We start from the raw sequence: 21,545 nt of genomic DNA, 5'->3' as shown, positions 1-21,545 counted from the left end.
GAACACTATTTTTTATTCTAAAATTTCCTCACTTTTAATTGTCGGCTGCTACAGGTAGACGAATAGTAAATGTACTACCTTGCCCTGGCTCAGATGTTACATCAATTGTGCCTTGATGTGCTTCGATAATACAGCGAGATAGATATAGTCCCAAACCGCTACCAGATCGCTGGTGTTTACCTTGGCGAAATCGCTCAAATAATATTGCCTGATCTTGTTTAGAAATTCCCGGCCCCGTATCTTGGATATCAATAGTCACATCTTCTGGAGTGAGATGGCAGTGAATATCTACAGAACCTTTGTCTGTAAATTTGATAGCATTGCCGATAATATTTGTTAAAACTCGCCGCAGTTCTAAGCGATCGCCCATGACAGTGCTTGCAGTTTCATCTCGCTCTATATTTACAACTAATCCTTTTTCTTCAGCTAAGGGAGTTAATTCTTGGGTAACTTCACTAACTAGTTCTTCAATATTGCAGGGAGAAATTTTTAAGGTTTTACAGCCCGCTTCATGACGATAAACTTCTAGCAAGGTATTTACCATTTCCAGCAGGTCTTGATTACTGCCAATCATGGTATCAATGATTTCTTGCAATTGTGGCGAAACTTCGCAAAACCTGCCTTCCAGCAATAATTTTAAGACGCGGTTGGAGGCTACTAGCGGTATACGTAAATCGTGAGTAAAACGCGAGACAAAATCTGCCCGCAGGTTAGCCATCTGATCTCGTTCGTCGATGCTATGCTTGAGGCGCAGGAGCGATCGCACTCGCGCATGTAGTTCATCAGGATCGAATGGTTTACGAATAAAGTCATCTGCACCAGCATCGAGTCCTTCTACAACGCTAGACTCATAGTGAGCCGTTAGCAGCAGAATAGGGATAAATGGCAACGCCGGATTCTGTCGAATGCGTCGAGTAAATTCATAGCCATCTATCTCCGGCATCATCACATCTAAGAGAATGATGTCTGGTGGTGACTCCTCAACCATAGCCAGAGCAATTTTGCTATCTTCCACCAAGCTAATTTCATAGCCCTCATCTTCTAGGACTGCTTCTAAGACCAGTAGATTGTCAAAAACATCATCGACAGCGAGAATTTTATCTTTTTTGACACTTTTAGTTAAAGACATGGCTGAATAAAAAAAAGAAGTGCTTGGCTATCGCTAGCAAATCTAGTAATAGCTTACTTTACCAGCGCTGAAATTATTAAGGATTCACATTTTCCTTTAAAATTTCCCGAATTGAGTATCTTGCTTTATAAGTAAAAATACTGTTAAATAAAGCAAGTTTAGCATTAATTGGTTTAATGATATTATTCTCTACTGAGTAGATTATTCGTTTACTTCTCCAAACAATATTTGTGTCTGGGTCTTAGGTTAAGGTCGCTTAATCTATTGTATTTACGTTATCATAGCCACTGCAATGGTAATTATTTAATAGTTACCGACTCTTGCTTGCTAGCGGATTTTCAGTGAAAAATTGTCTACCATAAAACATCTATCATCCGGTGAATGTATAAAAATGTTTTTTGATTGAATTATATTCCCAGATGGAAACTCTTGCCTAAGAAAAACTTCCAAGATAAAGTTATTTATGTCTAATGGTAGATGAAGTTCAGGAAAAATACCAAAAGCATTGCTTTTTGTATAAGATACCGAATAGAAGAACGAGATTATTTTAATCTGTACTCTAGATAGATAACAGTAAAATTAAGCAACTATGAGTGAAATCAAGATCCTCGTGATCGAAGATCACAACCTTACAAGAATCGGCTTGCGGTCTGCCTTACAAACCCAGCCAGAGTTTAACATTGTTGGTGAAGCAGCCAATGCAGCCGACGGCATCAAGCTTCTGAAAACTCTCAAGCCTGATGTTGCCACTATTGATATCGGTTTGCCTGACATGGATGGTATTGAGCTAACACGCACATTTAGGCAATATCAAGCAGAGAATGAAGATTACACCACAAAGCTGCTAATTTTAACGATGCAGAATAGCGAGCAGGCAGTTTTAGCCGCTTTTGCAGCAGGTGCAGATTCTTATTGCATGAAGGATATCGAAACTGAGAAACTAGTTGAGGCTGTGCAAACGACTTATGCAGGTAGCTCATGGATTGATCCTGCGATCGCAGACCTTGTACTACAACAAATACGTCAAGATTTCCCCGATGGTAGCAGAGGCGCATCTGGAAAAAGAGTCTTGATTGAAGGTATTGATCCCGATGTTGAGAAAAGTATAGTCAGCTATCCTTTAACTCACCGGGAAATGGATGTTTTAGAGTTGATTGTCGCTGGGTGTGACAATGCAGAAATTGCTAAAAGGCTCTATTTAACAGTCGGTACTGTAAAAACTCATGTTAGAGGTATTCTCAATAAACTCTGTGTTGCTGACCGTACACAGGCTGCCGTCCGTGCTTTGCGCGCTGGATTAGTACCGTAAATATCCTGAACAGTAATTGTTTTTTAGTCAAAACGATTACCTGTAAAAAGATTTATTAAGAAATTGTTACACACTTTAGTAAAATGACATAATTGACGAACAAATAAGTATTTTTCCTCATATACATGATAGCGGATCAATTTCCCTGGCTTACCGCGATTGTCTTGCTGCCACTCGTTGCTTCCTTGCTCATCCCTGTGCTGCCTGATAAAGATGGCAAGCTTGTGCGGTGGTATGCACTGGGTGTAGGTATTGCAGATTTTGCCTTGATGTGCTATGCCTTTTGGAAACATTACGATGCCAGCAGTGCTAGTTTTCAATTGGTAGAAAGTTATGCCTGGATGCCTCAGTTGGGTCTGAACTGGGCAGTATCAGTTGATGGACTATCAGTACCACTTGTGCTTCTAGCAGGATTTGTCACCACACTCTCAATTTTTTCAGCTTGGCAAGTCGATCACCGCCCCCGCCTCTTCTATTTTTTAATGCTGGTGCTGTATTCTGCACAGGTTGGGGTGTTCGTTGCCAAAGACTTGTTGCTATTTTTCATTATGTGGGAAGTAGAACTAATTCCCGTCTACTTACTAGTTTGCATTTGGGGTGGGCAAAGACGGCGTTATGCGGCTACGAAATTTTTGTTGTATACCGCAGCTGCTTCTATATTTATTTTGGTCGCAGCCTTGGCAATGGGGTTATACGGCGGCGGTGATATGACATTTGATATAACTGCCCTCGCAAGTAAAGAATATCCCCTTACTCTACAACTGCTACTTTATGCAGGGTTATTGATTGCATTTGGTGTCAAGCTTGCTGTTTTCCCGATGCACACCTGGTTGCCTGATGCCCACGGCGAAGCATCTTCTCCTGTGTCGATGATTTTGGCTGGTGTATTGCTAAAGATGGGTGGATATGGACTAATTCGCCTGAATCTTGAGCTACTCCCCGATGCACACATTTACTTTGCGCCAGTTCTAGCCATTCTGGGTGTTGTCAACATTATCTATGGTGCATTAAACTCCTTTGCTCAGACGAATATGAAGCGGCGTTTGGCTTATTCGTCGATTTCTCACATGGGGTTTGTGCTGCTTGGGATTGCGTCGTTCACTGATTTGGGAATCAACGGTGCGATGTTGCAGATGATTTCGCATGGTTTAATTGCATCAGTGCTGTTCTTCTTAGCTGGAGTTACTTACGATCGCACCCACACAATGGTAATGAAAGATATGGGCGGTATTGGTCAAGCCATGCCCAAAGTCTTTGCCCTATTTACAATCAGCGCGATGGCATCTCTAGCACTTCCCGGTATGAGCGGTTTTGCTGGCGAACTATCGGTATTCGTTGGCATGACAAGCAGTGACGTTTACAGTTCAACTTTCTGCACAGTCACAGTTTTTCTAGCCGCAGTTGGAGTTATCCTCACACCTATTTATTTACTCTCCATGCTGCGAGAGGTCTTTTATGGTCAGGGTGCAGCGCTGATATGCGACATCAATAATGCAGGCTCAGAAAATCAAGAAGATGAGGGAACAGTTTGTTTTGGTACAGATTGCTTCGTGCCAGAAGATGCAGTCTACGACGATGCTAGACCCCGTGAGGTGTTTATTGCTGCCTGTTTTCTGCTGATGATTATTGGTATTGGTTTCTATCCCAAAATGGCGATGCAAATGTACGACGTGAAAACTGTGGCAGTCAATGCTAATCTTCGCCAGTCTTATGCCATAGTCTCGCAAACAAATCCTCAGATTTATGCTAATCGATTATTGGTTCCGCAAATTTCAGAGGTTGAGGTAGCGCCCGTTTTGGGGACTTTGAAGTAAGCTTTTTGACCAATAGACTTGTAGGGGAGCAGGGGGACAAGGGGACAAGGGGGAATTTTACCGAACAAGTCTCTCCGTCTCCCACCTCTTCCTTGTCTCTTTTTCATGCCCTTTCCCCTCTGCCCCCTGCTCCCCTGTCCCCTGCTCCCTACTCCCCTTGCCTCTTTTTCAACCAGCCAACTTCTTTAGAGGAGTTTCCCCAGAATTTTCTGGGCATCAAATCAATATTGCTCGCTCTACTGTAATATCAACGTTGTAACATCGCGTGATTTCACTAAACAATGCCACTGCAAGCCCAAATAAAAAACTTCAGGAAACGTTGGTTTCCTCGGATTCTCAAAAGAACTTTAATTGTGCTGTTAGTGGTGGGGCTATTGTTAGTGGGATTCGCCACCTACACTGTGCGCCAATCCTTTCCGCAAGAGAGTGGCACAATTCAACTACCTGAACTCAAAGCTGAAGTAACCGTCCAGCGCGATAAATGGGGAATTCCCCACATTTATGCTGCCAATTCTCACGATTTATTTATGGCGCAAGGTTATATTCACGCCCAAGACCGTTTTTGGCAAATGGATTTTTGGCGACACATCGGTTCTGGGCGACTCTCAGAAATGTTTGGTTCCTCTCAGGTTGACACTGATAGATATCTGCGGACAATGGGTTGGGCGAGGGTGGCGCAGCAAGAAATTCAGGAAATTAATGCAGAGATGAAGGCATACCTGGAAGCATATTCAGATGGTGTCAATGCTTATCTGAAAGAGCATCAAGGTAACGCCCTGAGTCTAGAATATGCTGTGCTAAAATTCCTCAATCCTGGGTATAAGCCAGAACCTTGGCAAATATTGCATTCTCTGACTTGGGGGAAGGTGATGGCTTACGATTTGGGTACAAATTTCCAGAGTGAAGTTGAACGTGCCATACTACTTAAAACCCTTACCCCCACTCAAGTAGAAGAACTTTATCCACCTTATCCTCAAGACTTGCCAGCGATTTTACCTGAGTTCCAAAAAGGGAAAACAGGAGAGGATGAAAATTCTGACGAGACACAATTCACCGCCTTTGGTATTGAGGAGGTAATAGAGTCAATTACCAAGCCGATGATGGCTTTGGAACAACTCATAGGGCCTACGGGGATAGGCATTGGTTCCAATAACTGGGTGATATCCGGTGAGCTTACAGATACAGGGAAGCCAATTTTGGCAAATGACCCCCACTTAGGTGTACAAATACCCTCTATATGGTACGAGGTTGGTTTGCACTGTATATCTAAGAGTGCAGAATGTCCATACAACGTTACAGGCTTTTCCTTTGCGGGAATGATTGGGGTAATTATCGGTCATAGCGATCGCATTGCCTGGGGTGTAACTAATGTACTATCTGATGTGATGGATTTATACATCGAGAAAATCAATCCCAAAAACCCCAATCAGTATGAGGTAAATGGCAAATGGGTTGATATGAAACTCGTGCAAGAAACGATTCAAGTTGCGGGTAGTCAGCCGATTGTGCAAACGGTGCGCTATACTCGACATGGGCCGATTCTCTCTGATGTTTCACCCAATCTGAAGGAGTTCCAGCCAAGTCAGCCGTTAGAAATCCCTCAAAACTACGCTATAGCCTTGCGCTGGACAGCCCTAGAACCTTCGAAATTAGGGTATGCTATTCCCCAAATCAATCGCGCCCAAAACTGGCAAGAATTCCGCACTGCTGCTAGTAATTATGATGTCCCGGCTCAAAATTTAGTCTACGCTGACGTTGATGGCAATATTGGCTACCAAATGCCTGGTAAATTCCCCATTCGTGCCAAGGGAAATGGACGTTATCCCGTTCCTGGTTGGACAGATGAATATGAGTGGCAAGGCTATATTGACTTTGAGAAGTTACCCAAAAGTTTCAATCCGTCTCAAGGCTATATTGCTACTGCCAATAATTTAGCCATGCGTAAATATCCTTACTTAATTACCGCAGATTGGGTTTATGGCTATCGGGCACAGCGCATCGTTGAGATGATTTCACAAAAAACCGAACCGATTTCTCTAGAAGATGTGCAGCAGATACAGGGTGACGATCGCAATCTTAATGCACAAACATTAGTACCGATACTGCAATCTATCACTGTTGATACTCCTCGCTTGCAAGCAGCCCAAAAACTTTTGCAAGATTGGAATTTGCAGTTGGGAATGACATCATCGGCTGCTGCCTTGTTTGAAGTATTCTGGAAACACTTGCTAAGAGACACATTTCACGATCAGTTACCTGAGAGATACTTTCCGAATGGAGGCGATCGCTGGTATGCTGTGGTAGCAAATTTAGTAAAACAGCCCAATAGTTCTTGGTGGGATAATCGCAACACCCCAAAAGTTGAGAACCGAGACGAAATTCTGCGGCAATCCTTTACAGAAGCCGTGGATGAACTAGAACGGATTCAAAGCAAAGATCCGAAAAACTGGAATTGGGGCAAACTACATACTGTTACTTTCCGTAATGCCACCTTGGGTAAATCTGGGGTTGCACCGATTGAAGCTTTATTTAATCGTGGTGCATTTGCGACGGCTGGTAACGGCGAAACAGTGAATGCTAACCGATGGAGAGCAAATAAATCCTTTGAGGTGACAGATATTCCTTCTCTACGGATGATCGTAGATTTGGGAAATTTAGATAACTCAGTTGCAATTCATACACCCGGACAATCAGGCCATGCTTTCCATACCCACTACAACGATATGGTTGACTCTTGGCGCAATATTGAATATCACCAAATGTTATCGCAACAAAAGAATGTCACAGATAACACTGCTGCGACATTGAAGTTAATTCCCAAATTGGGAGAATAAAGTGCAACTCGACTAGAGAATGTTAAATTTTGCTACTTAAGTGTAATTACATACACGTTATCGAAAAAATGAAGTATAAAGTAACAGGGCAACAGAAATCAAGATTATTTTTAGAAAAAAGTATTTTCGCTGGCCATCTATTTCTGCTGCCCAACTTTCCCAAAACCTAGTTGGAGATAATAGGATTTATGCAACGCGTATTTAAACAAAGTTTTATGCTTTCAGTCACTACTGCGATCGCATTATTATTTGCAGGGTGTGGAGAAAGTAAAGTTGCTCAATGTAACAAAGTCATCAAGGTTGCTAATCAAGCATCTACTTTAGGTCAGGAATTTGGTAAAAATCCCAATCCAGCAAAAGGTTCTAAAGCTTTAACTGAACTAGCTGGTAAGATAGATCCACTTACCCAAGAGATGAAAACCCTCGAAATTAAAGATGAAAAGTTGCAAGGTTTTCAAGGGCGCTTTATCACACTCTATCAGAATATCAGCAAGGAATTGAATAATGCAGCAGGAGCTATAGATAAAAAGAATCTACCAGCAGCAAAGGGTTTTTTGGTATCTCTGAAAAAAAGTAGTACCGAAGAAAGTTCAATAGTTAACGAAATTAATAGCTACTGTTCTGCTAAATAATCAATTTTGCATGGAATCTTGATTATAAAAATAGCAGTTAAATAGTCGGTCGATAACCCCCAAAAACCGCAAAGCTAAAATTTTTGTACCAGTAATCGACATTTTGAAACCCAGCCGCTTCTAGCCAGCGAAGTTGAATCTCAAGGGTTGCCATGCGATCGTATTCCATGCGTTTTTGTGCAGCTTTAAAATCTTCTTCTGAGATACCCTTAGCATGGATAGAATCTAACCAGTGTTGACGATAAAGTTCTTCTAAATCAGGGGTTTTGCCGAGAACTTGGTCAGCGTTGACAAATATCCCTCCAGGATTGAGGACATTATAAATCCGTTGATAAAGAAGTTCTTTGTCAAAATCAGAAAGATGATGAATAGATAGAGCAGAAATTATCAGGTCGTAGGAATCACCCAAATCAGCCTCAATATAGTCACCAATTAATATTTTGGGAGATTTACCCATTTTGCTAAATCTCAACTTAGCTTTCTCTAACATCTCAGGGGCTAAGTCTAGTAAGGTGAACTCTGCATTTGGGAAAACAGATTGCACCATACCTGAGTAAAGTCCAGTACCAGCACCCAAATCTAGAACCTTTATCGGTGCGGTGCGCTCGCTTGGGATGATTTCAACAGCTGTTTTGTAAAAGTCATCAAAACAGGGAATTAGAATCCGACGTAAGCTATCGTAATCTCCTGCGGCAGCATTAAAAGCTTCTTGAATATTCATTTTTTAATTTTTAATATTGGTAGAACTTTCTGTTTTAACAACTCAATTAAAGCTGGTTCCATATACTCATATTCATCTGGTATATATATCTCTCTCGAAATAAACGACAAAGTATGGGTAAATCGAAGCGAACCGCGTCTGGATTTTTGCCTGTACGTGTAGAATAGTATCGTCGATTAACCATATTATTTTTTGGATAAATGCGCCTAGTAGTGATTAAAAGATTGATTTGCTGGGAACAAATAACGCCTCATATCATAGCTAATACTTAAATTTATCGTCTACTGAAGTGAGGAGTTAAACCATTGAGTCTACAGTCTTATAAGATGAAATACAGCACATTTTTTCACAAATTTTAATTTATTAGGTTTGCCTAAAGTGCATTGAGCAAAGAGAAATGAGCGCACTACTAAAGTTATCCAATCTTTTTAATATTGAATGTAAAGCGATCGCTTACAGTACACTCAAATAAGTTTGCTCAGAATTCATCGGCAAAATCCGCAACTTCCGATTTTTAAGGTCTGGTTCTAATCCTAAAACTTCCATTGGCGTTACACCCAAAAGGGCATAAGGTACTTCTGTGAGTTCCAGACAATCAAAGGTTCCTTGACGTTCTCCAATACTTAGTTCTACATCTCGAAAAATTCGCCCCTGCTGCACTCCAGCAGCAGTCTCTACCTGGGCTTCTCCACCTTGGACTAAACCTAGTTGACTAATAATGCTAGCAGGTAAACAAAGCAAAGTCGCACCCGTATCAACTAAAACATTATCCAGAGTATAAGAGCGAACTTCCCCCGAAGAAATGAAACCTCTTTGAGCTAAAACTTGATCAATTCGATTCGTGACAGTGAGGGTAACTATTACTTGCCCCATTTGCTTACCCTGAAGATTTGGTAGTATCAGCTTACCCATTTCAGCAAACTCCTGAAAACAAAATATTTTTGAGAGATGCCTTAAAATACAAAGACGCAAAAACGCCTCTGCGCCTCTGCGTCTCTGCATGATATATTCTCTACCTACACCATCTCTGATGATGCCTGCATCATCTGCTGCGGCTGCGGTTGGAACATGAACAACGAGTACACCACATCTCGGCGGATGTTGACCATCATATCCAAGAAGAGTTCGTAACCCTCGCTCTTATACTCAATTAGCGGGTCTTTTTGACCGTAACCACGTAACCCCACTGATTCGCGTAAGGCATCCATTTGTTGCAGGTGTTCCCGCCACAGGGTATCAATGCGTTGCAAAATAAAGAAACGTTCAGCTTGGCGCATCAGTCCGGGTTGAACTTGGTCAATTTGGGCTTCTTTGAGGTCGTAAGCAATTCGCACCTGTTCGTGGAGGAAAGCTTTAATCTCGCCGACTGTCATATCTTCTAATTGATTTGGCTGCAAGTCTGCTAGTAGATAGACGAATTCTTTGACTTTCTCAACCAACTTTTCTAACTCCCACTCTTCGGAGGGTAAGTCTATGTTGATGTAGTAATCAACGATGTCATCCATCGTTTTTTCAGCGTACTTGATGACCTGTTCTTTCAAATCTTGACCTTCTAACACCCGACGGCGTTCGGCGTAAATAGCACGACGTTGATTGTTCATCACCTCGTCATACTCAAATACCTGCTTACGGATGTCGTAGTAGTAGGTTTCGACTTTTTTCTGTGCGCCTTCCAAACTGCGGGTAAGCATCCCAGATTCGATGGGCATATCTTCTTCCACTTGGAAAGCATTCATTAACCCAGCAACGCGATCGCCACCAAAAATCCGCAGTAGGTTATCCTCTAAGCTGAGGAAAAATCTCGTGGTTCCAGGGTCGCCTTGTCTTCCTGCACGTCCGCGCAACTGGTTATCAATCCGCCGCGATTCGTGGCGTTCTGTACCAATTACGTGCAAACCACCGATTCCCACTACCTCATCATGTTCGCGGGTAGTAAATTGTTCGTATTCCTGCTTAACCCGGTTATAAGCTTCCCGCAATTTCAGAATCACAGGGTCGTCGATGGGAGCTTTTTCGGCAGCTACAGCTACCTTGTCTTCTGCTTCCAGTTCCGGTAAACTGCGATCGCCATACTCACGGACTGCAATTTCTACTGCATCTTTGAGTAGTTTCTCTGTTTCTTTTGTTAACTGGGTGGGGAAAATTTCTGGTGAAGCCCGCCAAGTTTTGACTTTTTTACCAGGGACAAAGCCTTGACCACCACCGTGTCCTGTAGGCAATCCGGCTGGTCTTTGAACGCCAAAGCTATCTTCATCTTCTGGCATGACGATGCGGGGCATGAAGTATTCCCGCAGCTTCAAACGTGCCATATATTCGGAGTTACCACCCAAGATTATGTCTGTACCTCTACCAGCCATGTTAGTAGCAATGGTGACAGCACCTTTGCGTCCAGCTTGGGCGACGATTTCCGCTTCACGCTCGACGTTCTCCGGTCTGGCGTTGAGTAATTCATGGGGAACCTCTAGCTGTTTCAGCAGCCGACTGAGAAGTTCGGATTTTTCTACACTAGTGGTTCCCACTAACACTGGTCTGCCCAGTTCGTGCATTTCGGCACATTCTTTGGCGATCGCACCCCACTTGCCCGGTTCTGTCTTAAAGACCATATCAGACAAGTCTTCGCGTCTTCTGTCACGGTTGGTAGGAATTACTGCAACTTCTAGTTTGTAAATTTTTTCAAATTCTGGTTCTTCCGTTTTTGCTGTTCCGGTCATTCCACCGAGTTTTGGATACAGCAAGAACATATTTTGATAAGTAATTGTCGCTAGAGTTTGAGTTTCTGGCTGAATCTCTTCGTGTTCTTTAGCTTCAATAGCCTGGTGTAGACCATCACTCCAACGCCGTCCAGGTAGCACCCGACCGGTAAATTCATCCACAATTACTACTTCCCCATTGCGGACGATGTAATTTACATCCTTGAGGAAAAGTTCTTTAGCTTTAATCGCATTGAAAACGAAGTGTGCCCAAGGATCTTCTGGGTCAAATAAATCTGTGACTCCCAAAAGATTTTCGGCTTCTGCAAAGCCTTCATCTGTCAATAGCACGTTACGAGCTTTTTCATCTACATCATAATGCTCGTCTTTTTTGAGTGTGAATGCTATTTCAGCAGCTTGCAGATACTTTTCTGTAGGTCTTTCCACCTGTCCAGAAATAATCAGAGGTGTCCGCGCCTCATCAATTAGAATCGAGTCTACCTCGTCAATTACACAATAATTGAATGGACGTTGCACCACATCTGCCATTGATGTCGCCATGTTATCCCGCAGGTAGTCAAAGCCGACTTCGCTGTTGGTGACATAAGTGATATCGCAATCGTAGTTTTTCTGGCGTTCACTGGGAGTCATGCTTGACTGGATTAGCCCCACACTCAACCCCAAGAACCGATGCACCTGTCCCATCCATTCAGCATCCCGACGAGCCAGGTAATCGTTCACGGTGATGACATGTACACCTTTACCAGTTAGGGCATTTAAATAACTTGGTAAGGTTGCTACGAGCGTTTTACCCTCACCAGTTTTCATTTCGGCAATTTGCCCTACGTGCAAAATGATACCGCCAAGGAGTTGGACATCAAAGTGCCGCAAGCCTAACACTCGCCGTCCTGCTTCCCGAACAACGGCGTAAGCTTCTGGCAAAAGGTCATCCAGGGTTTCACCTTTGGCGAGTCGTTGTTTAAATTCGACGGTTTTACCTTTTAGCTCGTCATCAGAAAGAACCTTAATTTCTTCCTCTAAAAGGTTAATTTCAGTAACAGAAGGTTGGTATTTTTTAAGCTTACGAGCGTTGGGGTCGCCCAACAAAAGTTTTAGCATGGCAGATTATAGAACTGAATCAAAGGGGATGGGGATTAAAGGTTCGGCATTGATTATAAACATTTAACCCAACCCAACCGTCTTGGTTGTGGATGGGTGTTAAATGAGAATTACCTCAAAAACAGGAGAAAAACTAGCCAATCATTTAGTAAACTGATTGGTTTTAACTCTTATCTTATATTTAGTCTTTCTTCATAGTATCATTTTGCCCCCAGATGGGGCCAGAGAGGGAGTGGGGGAAGTGTGGGAGGTGTGGGAGGTGTGGGAGGATGGGGAAGAAGTCTTACCCCACACTCCCCACAGTATTGTGAGAAATCCGGGCTAACTCCTGTAGAGACACGATTAATCGCGTCTCTACTCCTCACTTCCATTCTGCTGTCAGGCGGCGGAAATTGTAGTCGCTAGCGCTGGGATGACAGCTGACACAGCTGCCAAGCTGCACGGGACGTGGTAACTTAACTCCTGGATGTAAAGCTTTGAAATAACGTGAGTTACTGAGGCGATAAGGTGTTTCTTCGTCGTCTCGCTGCACACGCGAGAAAGTTGAAAGATATTTCCACACCAAAATGCGCGGCGGATCGACCAAAGGCTTTAGTTGTGCGCCGTAGTGCTGCGAGTCTTGCAGGAGATTTTTCCAAGTTTGGGTGGGTAAAACGGCTGGTGGTAAGGCAATGTGGCAGGTGGAGCAGTTTTCCAAATACAGTTCTTGCCCCAGTTGGTACTGTGCAGGTACTACGTCAACAGTGCCAATTTCGACGGGGGGAGTAGCGCTGTGAGCGTTAGTTGCCAAGGCTAGAAGCCAACCCATAGCTAGGCTCCACGTTACAATTACCAGAAGTAAACCGAAAAATTGGCGTTTGAATTCACGTTCGGCACTTTGCTGTAACCCTTGGCGTTGGTGTAGCCCGCCGTAGGCATCGCTTCGGGCGGAGCGTAGCTCATCGCGGTTTTTGCGCTTAACAAAAATTGACATTCCTCACATTCCCAGATATTTAGAAGTGGCGCTTGTGCTAATCATAAGACTTACGCAGTATTGACAGTGTTTCAAATTTTGTATAAGTAGTTTTAGTAATGGCAAGTAGCTCTGCGTTTATACATCTCTTAAGATTAATCACAGTGGCACACCACTGACTATGTAACGAAAAATATCTTGGCGGTTTTAACCTGACTCAATAGAAAAATCAGCCAAAATATCTTAGATTTTATTTGCGCTAATATCTTCTCGATCCGACCTGGAATAAATCGTCAATAGCAAAATACTTGTAGTTTCTGCATCAATCCTGCTTCATAACTCACTCATTTGTTTTCTATCTTATTTTGTAGGAAATCCTAACATTTGAAATCCAAGCAAGAGAAGGGCATTTAAGTATATCCCTTCCTTTAATACAGGGTTGCATTGGATTTCAGATTCTGTTAGTAGTATTTCAAGAAAAAGCAATTAGACCAAGATTGGGAAACAACCCTTATTTACCTTTTTTACCTTAAGGAATAGAAACCGATCGCAATAATCGCTCAACAACAGTTCTTGCATTCCGCCCTCCTCTAGGAATAAGGCGATGGCAAAGAACGTGAGGAACGAGAAACTTCACATCATCGGGAATGGCATAATCACGGCCTAATAGAAAAGCAAGTGCTTGAGCAGCCCGTTGTAATGCTAATGTGCCACGCGGACTGACACCAAGAGCAATTTCTTCATCTTGGCGTGTTGCCCGTACCAATTCGAGGATGTACTGTTGCAAAGAAGTTGTTACTTTTACTTGAGAGCAGATGTAACGCAATTCCTGTACTTCTGCCAAAGTAATACAAGGCTGCAAATCAGCAACCTTCACACCATTTTGAAGATTTTGTAGCATAAGGAGTTCTTCTGCCTCCGAAGGATAGCCCAAACTTAGCGACAACATGAACCGATCCATTTGCGCTTCCGGCAGGGGAAAAGTACCTTGATACTCGATCGGGTTTTGAGTAGCAATGACAAAGAAGGGCTGAGGAACTGGACGAGAGACACCATCAACTGTTACCTGATGTTCTTCCATAACTTCTAGCAAAGCTGACTGAGTGCGGGGTGTAGCGCGGTTAATTTCGTCAGCTAAGAGAATATTGGTAAAGACTGGCCCAGGAAGAAAAGTAAATTCGCCGCTTTTTGGGTTCCAGATGTTAGTGCCAGTAATATCAGTTGGCAGTAAATCAGGGGTACATTGTAGGCGTTGAAACTTACCATCCAGTGAACGAGCTAGAGATTTAGCGAGTAGGGTTTTACCAACACCAGGAACATCTTCTAGCAGGGCATGACCACCACCTAGCAAGGCTACTAGCACTAAGCGTATTGCCTCAGCTTTGCCAACAATGGTAAGAGCCAGATTTTGTGTTAAAGCGTCAATTTTTTCTCTCATGCAGCGCGGGGAGTGGGGAATGGGGAATGGGGAATGGGGAATGGGGATTAGGAATTTCTTTCCCTCTGCTTTTTCAGCCCATCCCCGATGCCCTATCTATTGTTCCCACTCAGCACTCAAAATTTCTTTAGCAACAACACAATCGAGTTGAATTTGTGTTTTTAAGGCTTCTAGAGAAGCAAATTTTTGTTCAGGGCGCAAAAATTTAACTAGTTCCACAGCCAGTTTTTTGCCATACAAATCACCAGACCAATCGAATAAATGTACTTCCGCAGATGAATAAGTACCATTTACAGTTGGGCGGTTGCCGATGTTCATTACGCCCAAGCTCTCACTAGAAGCAGCATTTGATGTTTCACTAAGAGTAAAAACACGGACAGCGTAAACTCCTTGGCGGGGCAAAAACTTTTCTTTTGGTAGTTGGAGATTGGCGGTGGGAAAGCCAATTGTTCTACCCAAGTGTTGACCTTGAACCACAACACCAAAGAGAGTATAGGGGCGACCTAGTAGTAAATTTGCGTTTTCGATGTCGCCTTGCTCAAGGGTTTGACGGATCAATGAAGTGCTAATGCGGGCATCTTGGGTTGGATTCGTACTGACGCAACTGCTTTGGGTGGGCGAGTCACCTGTATAAGTTTGTAAGGGAACGATGGTAACGGGGATATTGTGTTTGGCGGCGATTAATTGCAAATCTTTAGCAGTGCCACTGCGCTTTTCGCCAAAACAAAAATCCTGCCCGATGCTAATTCGCTGGCATTGCAGTTGCTGGACGAGAATTTTTTGGACGAATTCTTCGGGGGTCAAAGCAGATAATTCTTTGTCAAAGGGTAGTAATACTAGTTGTTCTACCCCAAGCGATCGCAATTGTTGGACTTTTTCATCTAGTGGCGTTAACAAAGTCCGGGGTTGCCCCGTGAAAAACTCCTGTGGATGGGGGTCAAAGGTGACAACTGTTGAGTAGGTATATTCTTGATTTGTTAGTTGTTGATTTTCCTTTGACTGGGGACTACTGGCTACTGACAAGCGATCGCTAGGGTGCAAGACTGGTTGAATTACCCTTTGATGACCAAGATGAACACCATCAAACTTGCCAAGGGCAACAGCAGTCGGCGTTAGCAGCCCTTCGCTAGAAGAAGCAACCCACACAGAACACCCATTTTGAGACAAATTTAGCACGTGGATTCTGAGATTTTAGGTTTATTTTAGCTATCAGCATGAAGCTACCTTATGGTAAACCGCCGACAGGAGGACAGCTTTTCTAGTACCAACTTGTCTTTTGTCATTTGTCTTTTGTCATTTGTCTTTTGTAAATAACCAATACTTCTCTACGAGAGGCTCCGCCAATGGCTTTTCTACGAGACGCACTCGCATTCGCGGTAGTTGAATCTCGACTTCTCCTAACGGAGACGCTACGCGAACGCTCGATTTCCGCGCAGTCGAAACTCTGTACAAGTGACCAATGACCAATGACTAATGACCAATGACTGCTGAAAGCTTCTGATCACCAATCTAATCTAAAATCTCCAATTCCTGCGATCGCAATCTTTAGGTAGAAAACTTACTAACAGGAAAAGATTCTGATAAGGCTACTGAGGTAGGAATCTGAAGTACCATTCCTTCCCGTGCCATAATAGCACCGGGAAATTTCTCAGAGGCTTGTTGCCCTACACAATCCAAAAAGTCGTCATTGTGGGCGGGGTCGTGATGGTAAATTACCAAAGTTTTGACATTAGCAGCTTGTGCCACTTTCACCGCTTCTTGCCAGGTAGAATGTCCCCAGCCAATTTTTGGAGTTTTTGGGGAGTGGTATTCTTCATCTGTGTAGGTAGAATCGTAAACCAGAATATCAGCATTACGAGCTAGCCACAGCACATTGTCATCGAGCCGGTCAGGAAAATGTTCGGTATCAGTAATATAAGCAGCAGCACCACCACGCCAGTTGACACGGTATCCTACGGCTTCTCCTGGATGGTTTAAAGGTGCTGTTTCTACGGTAACGTCATCGATGTGGATTGGTTGCCCCGGTCGAATGTCGTAGAACTTTAAATTGGCTTGCATAATCTGCAAGGGTACGGGAAAGTTCGGATGTAACATTTGATCGTTGAGGCGCTGCTCTATGGTTGATCCATCAGGTGCGATCGCGCCGTAGATATGAAAGTCATTTCCCTTGACAAATCCTGGGGTAAAGAAGGGAAAACCCTGCATGTGATCCCAGTGAGAGTGAGTAAAAAATATGTGACCTTCTAACGGCATTTGGCGCAACCAAGATTGCCCTAAAACATGTAGTCCTGTGCCAGCATCGAAAACTAAGCGTTTATCGCCCGCTTGCATTGATATGCAAGGGGTATTACCGCCGTAGCGAACGGTGTGTGGCCCTGGACTGGGGATGCTGCCGCGAACGCCCCAAAATTGTACGGTAAATTGATTCTCTATCCTAGACATGGGTGTTGCTTGCTGGACTGAGCGGGCGATAACTGGAAAAATTACTACTTAAATTGTCTAAGTCTATGCTGTCTCACCGATTGTATTAGAGGGAAGATTTATTGGTAAAACAGCATACCCTGTTTCTGGCTGATTGTGTAAATGTGGATGAAATACTGTCAGGGAGAATTTTCTAGCTTTTGGGGTGAATGTGTATCGGTTATTTCAAGAGTGCCCCTACGTTATAGCCTACATTTTTCTCTGATGCATTTGAATAACTCCAGTTTTGTCCTGATATATCAAATGATTCAGGGAAAATTGAATTCCCAATCAGACAATTTATCTAGTCCAGTTGCGTAAGTTAGATTGTATTGTAACGGGGTTATACTGATGTAGTTTTTACGTACAACCTGCACATCTGTCGGTACATTTTGAGGCAGATTTAATCCAGTTGGAGGTTCCACCTCCTCAACTACTTCTCCGGTTAACCAATAGTACGTTTTTCCACGAGGATCAACTCGTTTATCAAACACATCAATGTAACGCCGTACTCCTTGACGGGTAAGTGTCACTCCAGCAATTTCTTCCCACTTCACAGCAGGAATATTAACGTTGAGCAACATTAAATCTGGTAGAGGTTTTTGGGCTAACTGGTCTACGAGAATTTTGGCAAACTTAGCAGCAGGTTGAAAGTCTTTAGATGTGTGACTAATAAGACTTAGGGCCACGCTGGGAATACCTTCAATTAGACCTTCCATTGCCGCCGAAACAGTGCCAGAATACAAGATTTCAGTCCCCAAATTCGCACCTTGATTAATGCCAGAGAGAACCAAATCGGGGGGAGTATCTAGCAAAGCCCACAGCGCTAATTTGACGCAATCTGAAGGCGTACCATCGCAAGCCCAAGCTTTGATAGCAGGATGAAAAATCCCTTCAACAATTTCGGCGCGAATGGGTTGGTGGAGAGTTAATCCGTGTCCAGTTGCCGATCGCTCTCGATCTGGGCAAACTACACTAACATCATGACCTGCTTCTGCCAAGTAGTTGGCTAGGGTACGAATCCCCAAAGCAGAAACGCCGTCGTCGTTGCTAATTAGTAATTTCATAGTCATTAGTCATTAGTCATTGGTCATTAGTCATTGGTCATTAGTTATTAGTTATTTGTTATTAGCCATTTGTCAATGTCTGAGGTCACAAGCAGCAAAAAAATATTTATACTCACTAGACAGTGTGGCGGAATTTTGCCTACCTTTAAGACTAGTTGCTCAATCCTCAAGTCTGGTTAAGATAAGATGTTACCTGGATTTACGTGCCTGCTAGACTAGCCCAATCGTCTATAACTGATAAACAGAGATTTGGTTTCAACCCTCACATTTAGCTGATGTTAATGGTATGACTGTAAGTTTATTTATCGACTGATTCACAGCTTTTGACTATAGACTAATGACTAATGACCAATGACTAATAACTAATGACTAGCAATTTAGAAGCTCAACTTTTAGCACTGCGGCAAGAAGGAGAAAAAGCGATCGCAGCCGCCGACACCCTAGAACGTCTGGAGGAACTCAGAGTTAACTATCTGGGTAAAAAAGGGGAACTGGGGGCGCTGTTGCGAAGTATGGGGCAAATGAGTGCAGAGGAACGGCCAAAAATTGGAGCGATCGCCAATACAGTCAAAGAATCCCTGCAAACTAGTCTAGACCAGCAACGTGCTGCCTTAGAAACCGCGCAAATTCACCTCCAGCTAGAGGCGGAAACCCTAGATGTAACTATGCCGGGAATTTACAGCCCCCAAGGTCGCATTCATCCCCTCAATGGAATTATTGATCGGGCACTGGATATCTTTGTTGGTATGGGCTACACCGTAGCTCAAGGGCCAGAAATGGAAACAGATTATTATAATTTCGAGGCTCTCAACACCCCGCCAGATCACCCCGCCCGTGATATGCAGGATACCTTCTACCTGCCAGATGGTAATCTCCTCCGCACTCATACTTCGTCAGTGCAAATTCGCTACATGGAAAGAGAAGAACCACCGATTCGGGTTGTGGCTCCAGGACGAGTTTATCGGCGAGATAATGTAGACGCGACGCACTCAGCAGTTTTCCATCAAATAGAACTTTTAGCCATTGATGAGGGGCTAACTTTTACAGACCTTAAAGGCACAATTAAAGTATTTTTACAAGCAATATTTGGCGATTTACCTATTCGCTTCCGCGCCAGTTATTTTCCGTTTACTGAACCGTCGGCTGAGGTAGATTTGCAGTGGAATGGTCGCTGGCTGGAGGTTATGGGCTGTGGTATGGTCGATCCAAATGTACTTAAGTCTGTGGGTTATGACCCAGAAGTCTATACAGGGTTTGCTGCGGGTTTTGGTGTAGAACGCTTTGCAATGGTGTTACATCAAATCGATGATATTCGTCGCTTGTATGCTAGTGATTTGCGGTTTTTGCAGCAATTTTAGGGAAGCGACCGCTTTCAATAATCAGGGGTTTACTAAATCTCTTGCAAAAGTAAATTAGATGAAAATATAACCACAGATAAATACCCATGATTATCTGTGGTTTTAAATAAGAAATCAGGATTGATGTATTTGGTAAACTATCAATATGTAACTTCTATTGAAGTGATATGACTGCAATCATTGGCAAACATTTAAGGCTTGAGGAATATTTGAATTATGATGATGGCACGGATAACCAGTATGAACTGGTGGCAGGTGAGTTAGTTTTCATGCCACCTGAAAGCCCAAAAAATGTCCAGATATCTCTATTTTTGCTGGTAAATTTCCTCAAGTTTGTTCCAGTTAATCGGTTAAGTAACAAAGTTGAAATTGTTGTTGCTGGTTCTCGTGCTACAACTCGCATTCCTGACTTAGTTGTGCTGACGGATGAACTTGCAACAGCTTTAGAAGGTGCAACGCGATCTACAATCACCTTGGATATGCCACCTCCGGCTTTAGTTGTCGAAGTTGTTTCTCCTGGCAAAGCTAACGAAGATCGGGACTATCGCTACAAACGTTCCGAGTATGCAGCCAGAGGAATTGCTGAATATTGGATTGTCGATCCACAAATGAACAGAGTCACCGTACTTATATTAGTTGACGGATTTTATGAAGAAACCAGATTTGCAGGAAATACTGCGATCGCTTCTACTATTTTCCCAGAATTAAAGCTAACCGCAGAGCAAGTACTCAACGCCGGAGAAAGCAATATCTAAGCTTTGTGAAAGTACCCGATAAATGAATACTTACTGAATCAGTGTTTTAGTAAAAAGCATAAAAATGAATTTAACGTCCATGACAGCGCCTTTTAAGATATAAAGGGAGCATCCACTTTTGGAAGATATACAAAATAAGGGAGAATGTAAAAGGAGATAAAAAGAGTGCATCAACTACTATGAGCCAAGATAGAGAAGAACAAATAAAAGCCTGTGTAAGGGAACTTGCAAAATTACTATATGAAGAAGCGGATAAGAGTCAGTTAACAGACCTAGAAAGTATAGAAAAAAAGTTCGTAGTCAAATACTAGAACGTGTGAGTCCAGAAATAGCCCTTTTTTTGTCGAACAGAAAACAGGGACAAAAGTAGGTAAAACAAGGAAAATAAAAAGCCTGGTTGGAGAACTAACTCTTAAAGCTAAACAGTTACAGAGACTGGGTTTAAAACCAAGAACTAGGTTAAGTCCATTACTGAAAAAGTGTTGTTTGAGACTATCAGCAAATATTTCCTACCAGAATGCAGAAATAGAGGTAGAGGCACTAACAGGAGTAAAAGTTGGTCACTCAACCCAACAAAAATTAGTTTTGTCACAAGATTTTCAACTACCCTTAGCATTGCAAGCCGTCTCCGAAGTAAGTGTAGATGGAGGCAAAGTTCGACTGCGAGGTAAACCAAAAGCAGGTTGTCACTGGCGAGATTATAAAACTGTTCGCCTGCAAGGGATTTACTATGGTGCATTTTTTGATGACAACCAATCATTAATTGATTATGTTAATAGCCAACAGTTGGTAGACCCCCTTGTTTGCTTGGGAGATGGTCACGATGGTGTGTGGAATCTAGTGCGAGAATTTGGTCAAGACCAGTTTTCTCGCTGTGAAATTTTGGATTGGTATCATCTAAAGGAAAATCTTTATAAAGTTGGTGGTTCTTTGAAGCGACTCAAAGCTGCGGAAACTTTATTGTGGAAAGGTCAAGTAGAAGCAGCCAAGACTTTATTTAATTATTGCCGAGGTAAACAAGCTAAAAATTTCATCGCTTATCTGGAAAAGCATCTCCCTCGCATTGTCAATTACAGCTATTATCAGGCTGAACAATTATGTTCTATTGGTTCTGGTGCCGTTGAGTCTGCAATTAAACAAATTGGTTTAAGGATTAAAATTTCTGGCGCACAGTGGAATGTTGAAAGTGTTAATCACATCCTCTCTGAACGCTTAAGCTTATCTTAATGGTTTACTTGCTGTCTGATTAGGTGTTTCTTCCAAAAGT

15 protein-coding genes and 1 pseudogene are annotated in these 21,545 nt (G+C 42.9%); 7 read left to right on the top strand and 9 right to left on the bottom strand.

Annotated elements, in window-relative coordinates; all coding sequences use genetic code 11:
* Nucleotides 1-34 precede the first annotated feature (34 nt).
* Nucleotides 35-1,129: a hybrid sensor histidine kinase/response regulator gene (locus tag FD724_RS03555; RefSeq protein ID WP_179071600.1), complete on the bottom strand. Its 1,095-nt coding sequence runs from the start codon at nt 1,127-1,129 to the stop codon at nt 35-37.
* 589 nt (nt 1,130-1,718) lie between these two features.
* Between FD724_RS03555 and FD724_RS03550 the strand changes: the two genes are divergently transcribed.
* The 4 genes from FD724_RS03550 (at nt 1,719) to FD724_RS03535 (ending at nt 7,718) form a co-directional block, all read left to right on the top strand.
* Nucleotides 1,719-2,438: a response regulator transcription factor gene (locus FD724_RS03550; protein WP_114084785.1), complete on the top strand. Its 720-nt coding sequence runs from the start codon at nt 1,719-1,721 to the stop codon at nt 2,436-2,438.
* A gap of 125 nt (nt 2,439-2,563) precedes the next feature.
* Nucleotides 2,564-4,252, top strand: a complete 1,689-nt coding sequence (locus FD724_RS03545; RefSeq protein WP_179071599.1) for an NAD(P)H-quinone oxidoreductase subunit 4 — start codon at nt 2,564-2,566, stop codon at nt 4,250-4,252.
* A 281-nt stretch (nt 4,253-4,533) separates the two neighbouring features.
* Nucleotides 4,534-7,086, top strand: a complete 2,553-nt coding sequence (locus FD724_RS03540; protein ID WP_179071598.1) for a penicillin acylase family protein — start codon at nt 4,534-4,536, stop codon at nt 7,084-7,086.
* Between the two features lie 188 nt (nt 7,087-7,274).
* Entirely contained in the window at nt 7,275-7,718 is a 444-nt protein-coding gene (locus tag FD724_RS03535) for a hypothetical protein (RefSeq protein ID WP_179071597.1), read from the top strand.
* A 37-nt stretch (nt 7,719-7,755) separates the two neighbouring features.
* Here FD724_RS03535 and FD724_RS03530 read toward each other — a convergent pair whose 3' ends face one another.
* The 8 genes from FD724_RS03530 to surE all read right to left on the bottom strand — a co-directional run bounded on the left by FD724_RS03530 (nt 7,756) and on the right by surE (nt 18,165).
* Complete coding sequence (locus tag FD724_RS03530; protein WP_179071596.1) at nt 7,756-8,439, bottom strand: class I SAM-dependent methyltransferase; 684 nt, start codon at nt 8,437-8,439, stop codon at nt 7,756-7,758.
* Between the two features lie 453 nt (nt 8,440-8,892).
* The gene (locus FD724_RS03525; protein WP_179075397.1) at nt 8,893-9,351 is read right to left on the bottom strand and encodes an aspartyl protease family protein; all 459 of its coding nucleotides are present in this window, start codon (nt 9,349-9,351) and stop codon (nt 8,893-8,895) included.
* A 104-nt stretch (nt 9,352-9,455) separates the two neighbouring features.
* On the bottom strand, nt 9,456-12,248 hold the full coding sequence (gene secA / locus FD724_RS03520; RefSeq protein WP_179071595.1) for a preprotein translocase subunit SecA: 2,793 nt from the start codon (nt 12,246-12,248) through the stop codon (nt 9,456-9,458).
* A 361-nt stretch (nt 12,249-12,609) separates the two neighbouring features.
* On the bottom strand, nt 12,610-13,221 hold the full coding sequence (locus FD724_RS03515; RefSeq protein ID WP_245246017.1) for a diheme cytochrome c: 612 nt from the start codon (nt 13,219-13,221) through the stop codon (nt 12,610-12,612).
* Between the two features lie 508 nt (nt 13,222-13,729).
* Entirely contained in the window at nt 13,730-14,638 is a 909-nt protein-coding gene (locus FD724_RS03510; protein ID WP_114084777.1) for a MoxR family ATPase, read from the bottom strand.
* Between the two features lie 96 nt (nt 14,639-14,734).
* Nucleotides 14,735-15,814 (bottom strand): bifunctional riboflavin kinase/FAD synthetase, encoded by a 1,080-nt coding sequence (locus tag FD724_RS03505; RefSeq protein ID WP_179071594.1) that lies wholly within the window; start codon nt 15,812-15,814, stop codon nt 14,735-14,737.
* A gap of 369 nt (nt 15,815-16,183) precedes the next feature.
* On the bottom strand, nt 16,184-17,080 hold the full coding sequence (locus tag FD724_RS03500; protein ID WP_114084775.1) for an MBL fold metallo-hydrolase: 897 nt from the start codon (nt 17,078-17,080) through the stop codon (nt 16,184-16,186).
* Between the two features lie 287 nt (nt 17,081-17,367).
* The gene (gene surE, locus FD724_RS03495) at nt 17,368-18,165 is read right to left on the bottom strand and encodes a 5'/3'-nucleotidase SurE (RefSeq protein ID WP_179075396.1); all 798 of its coding nucleotides are present in this window, start codon (nt 18,163-18,165) and stop codon (nt 17,368-17,370) included.
* Nucleotides 18,166-18,530: 365 nt separating this feature from the next.
* Between surE and pheS the strand changes: the two genes are divergently transcribed.
* From pheS to FD724_RS03480, 3 genes and pseudogenes are all read left to right on the top strand, one after another.
* Entirely contained in the window at nt 18,531-19,523 is a 993-nt protein-coding gene (gene pheS / locus FD724_RS03490; RefSeq protein WP_179071593.1) for a phenylalanine--tRNA ligase subunit alpha, read from the top strand.
* 167 nt (nt 19,524-19,690) lie between these two features.
* Nucleotides 19,691-20,278 carry a Uma2 family endonuclease gene (locus FD724_RS03485; RefSeq protein WP_179071592.1) on the top strand — a complete coding sequence of 196 codons (588 nt, stop codon included), beginning with the start codon at nt 19,691-19,693 and terminating at the stop codon, nt 20,276-20,278.
* 179 nt (nt 20,279-20,457) lie between these two features.
* Nucleotides 20,458-21,524: pseudogene (locus tag FD724_RS03480) on the top strand (ISKra4 family transposase).
* Nucleotides 21,525-21,545 lie beyond the last annotated feature (21 nt).

The organism is Nostoc sp. C057, from assembly GCF_013393925.1.
GTDB classification, from domain to species: Bacteria; Cyanobacteriota; Cyanobacteriia; order Cyanobacteriales; family Nostocaceae; genus Nostoc; species Nostoc muscorum_A.
This window is presented reverse-complemented; position numbering and strand designations above follow the sequence as displayed.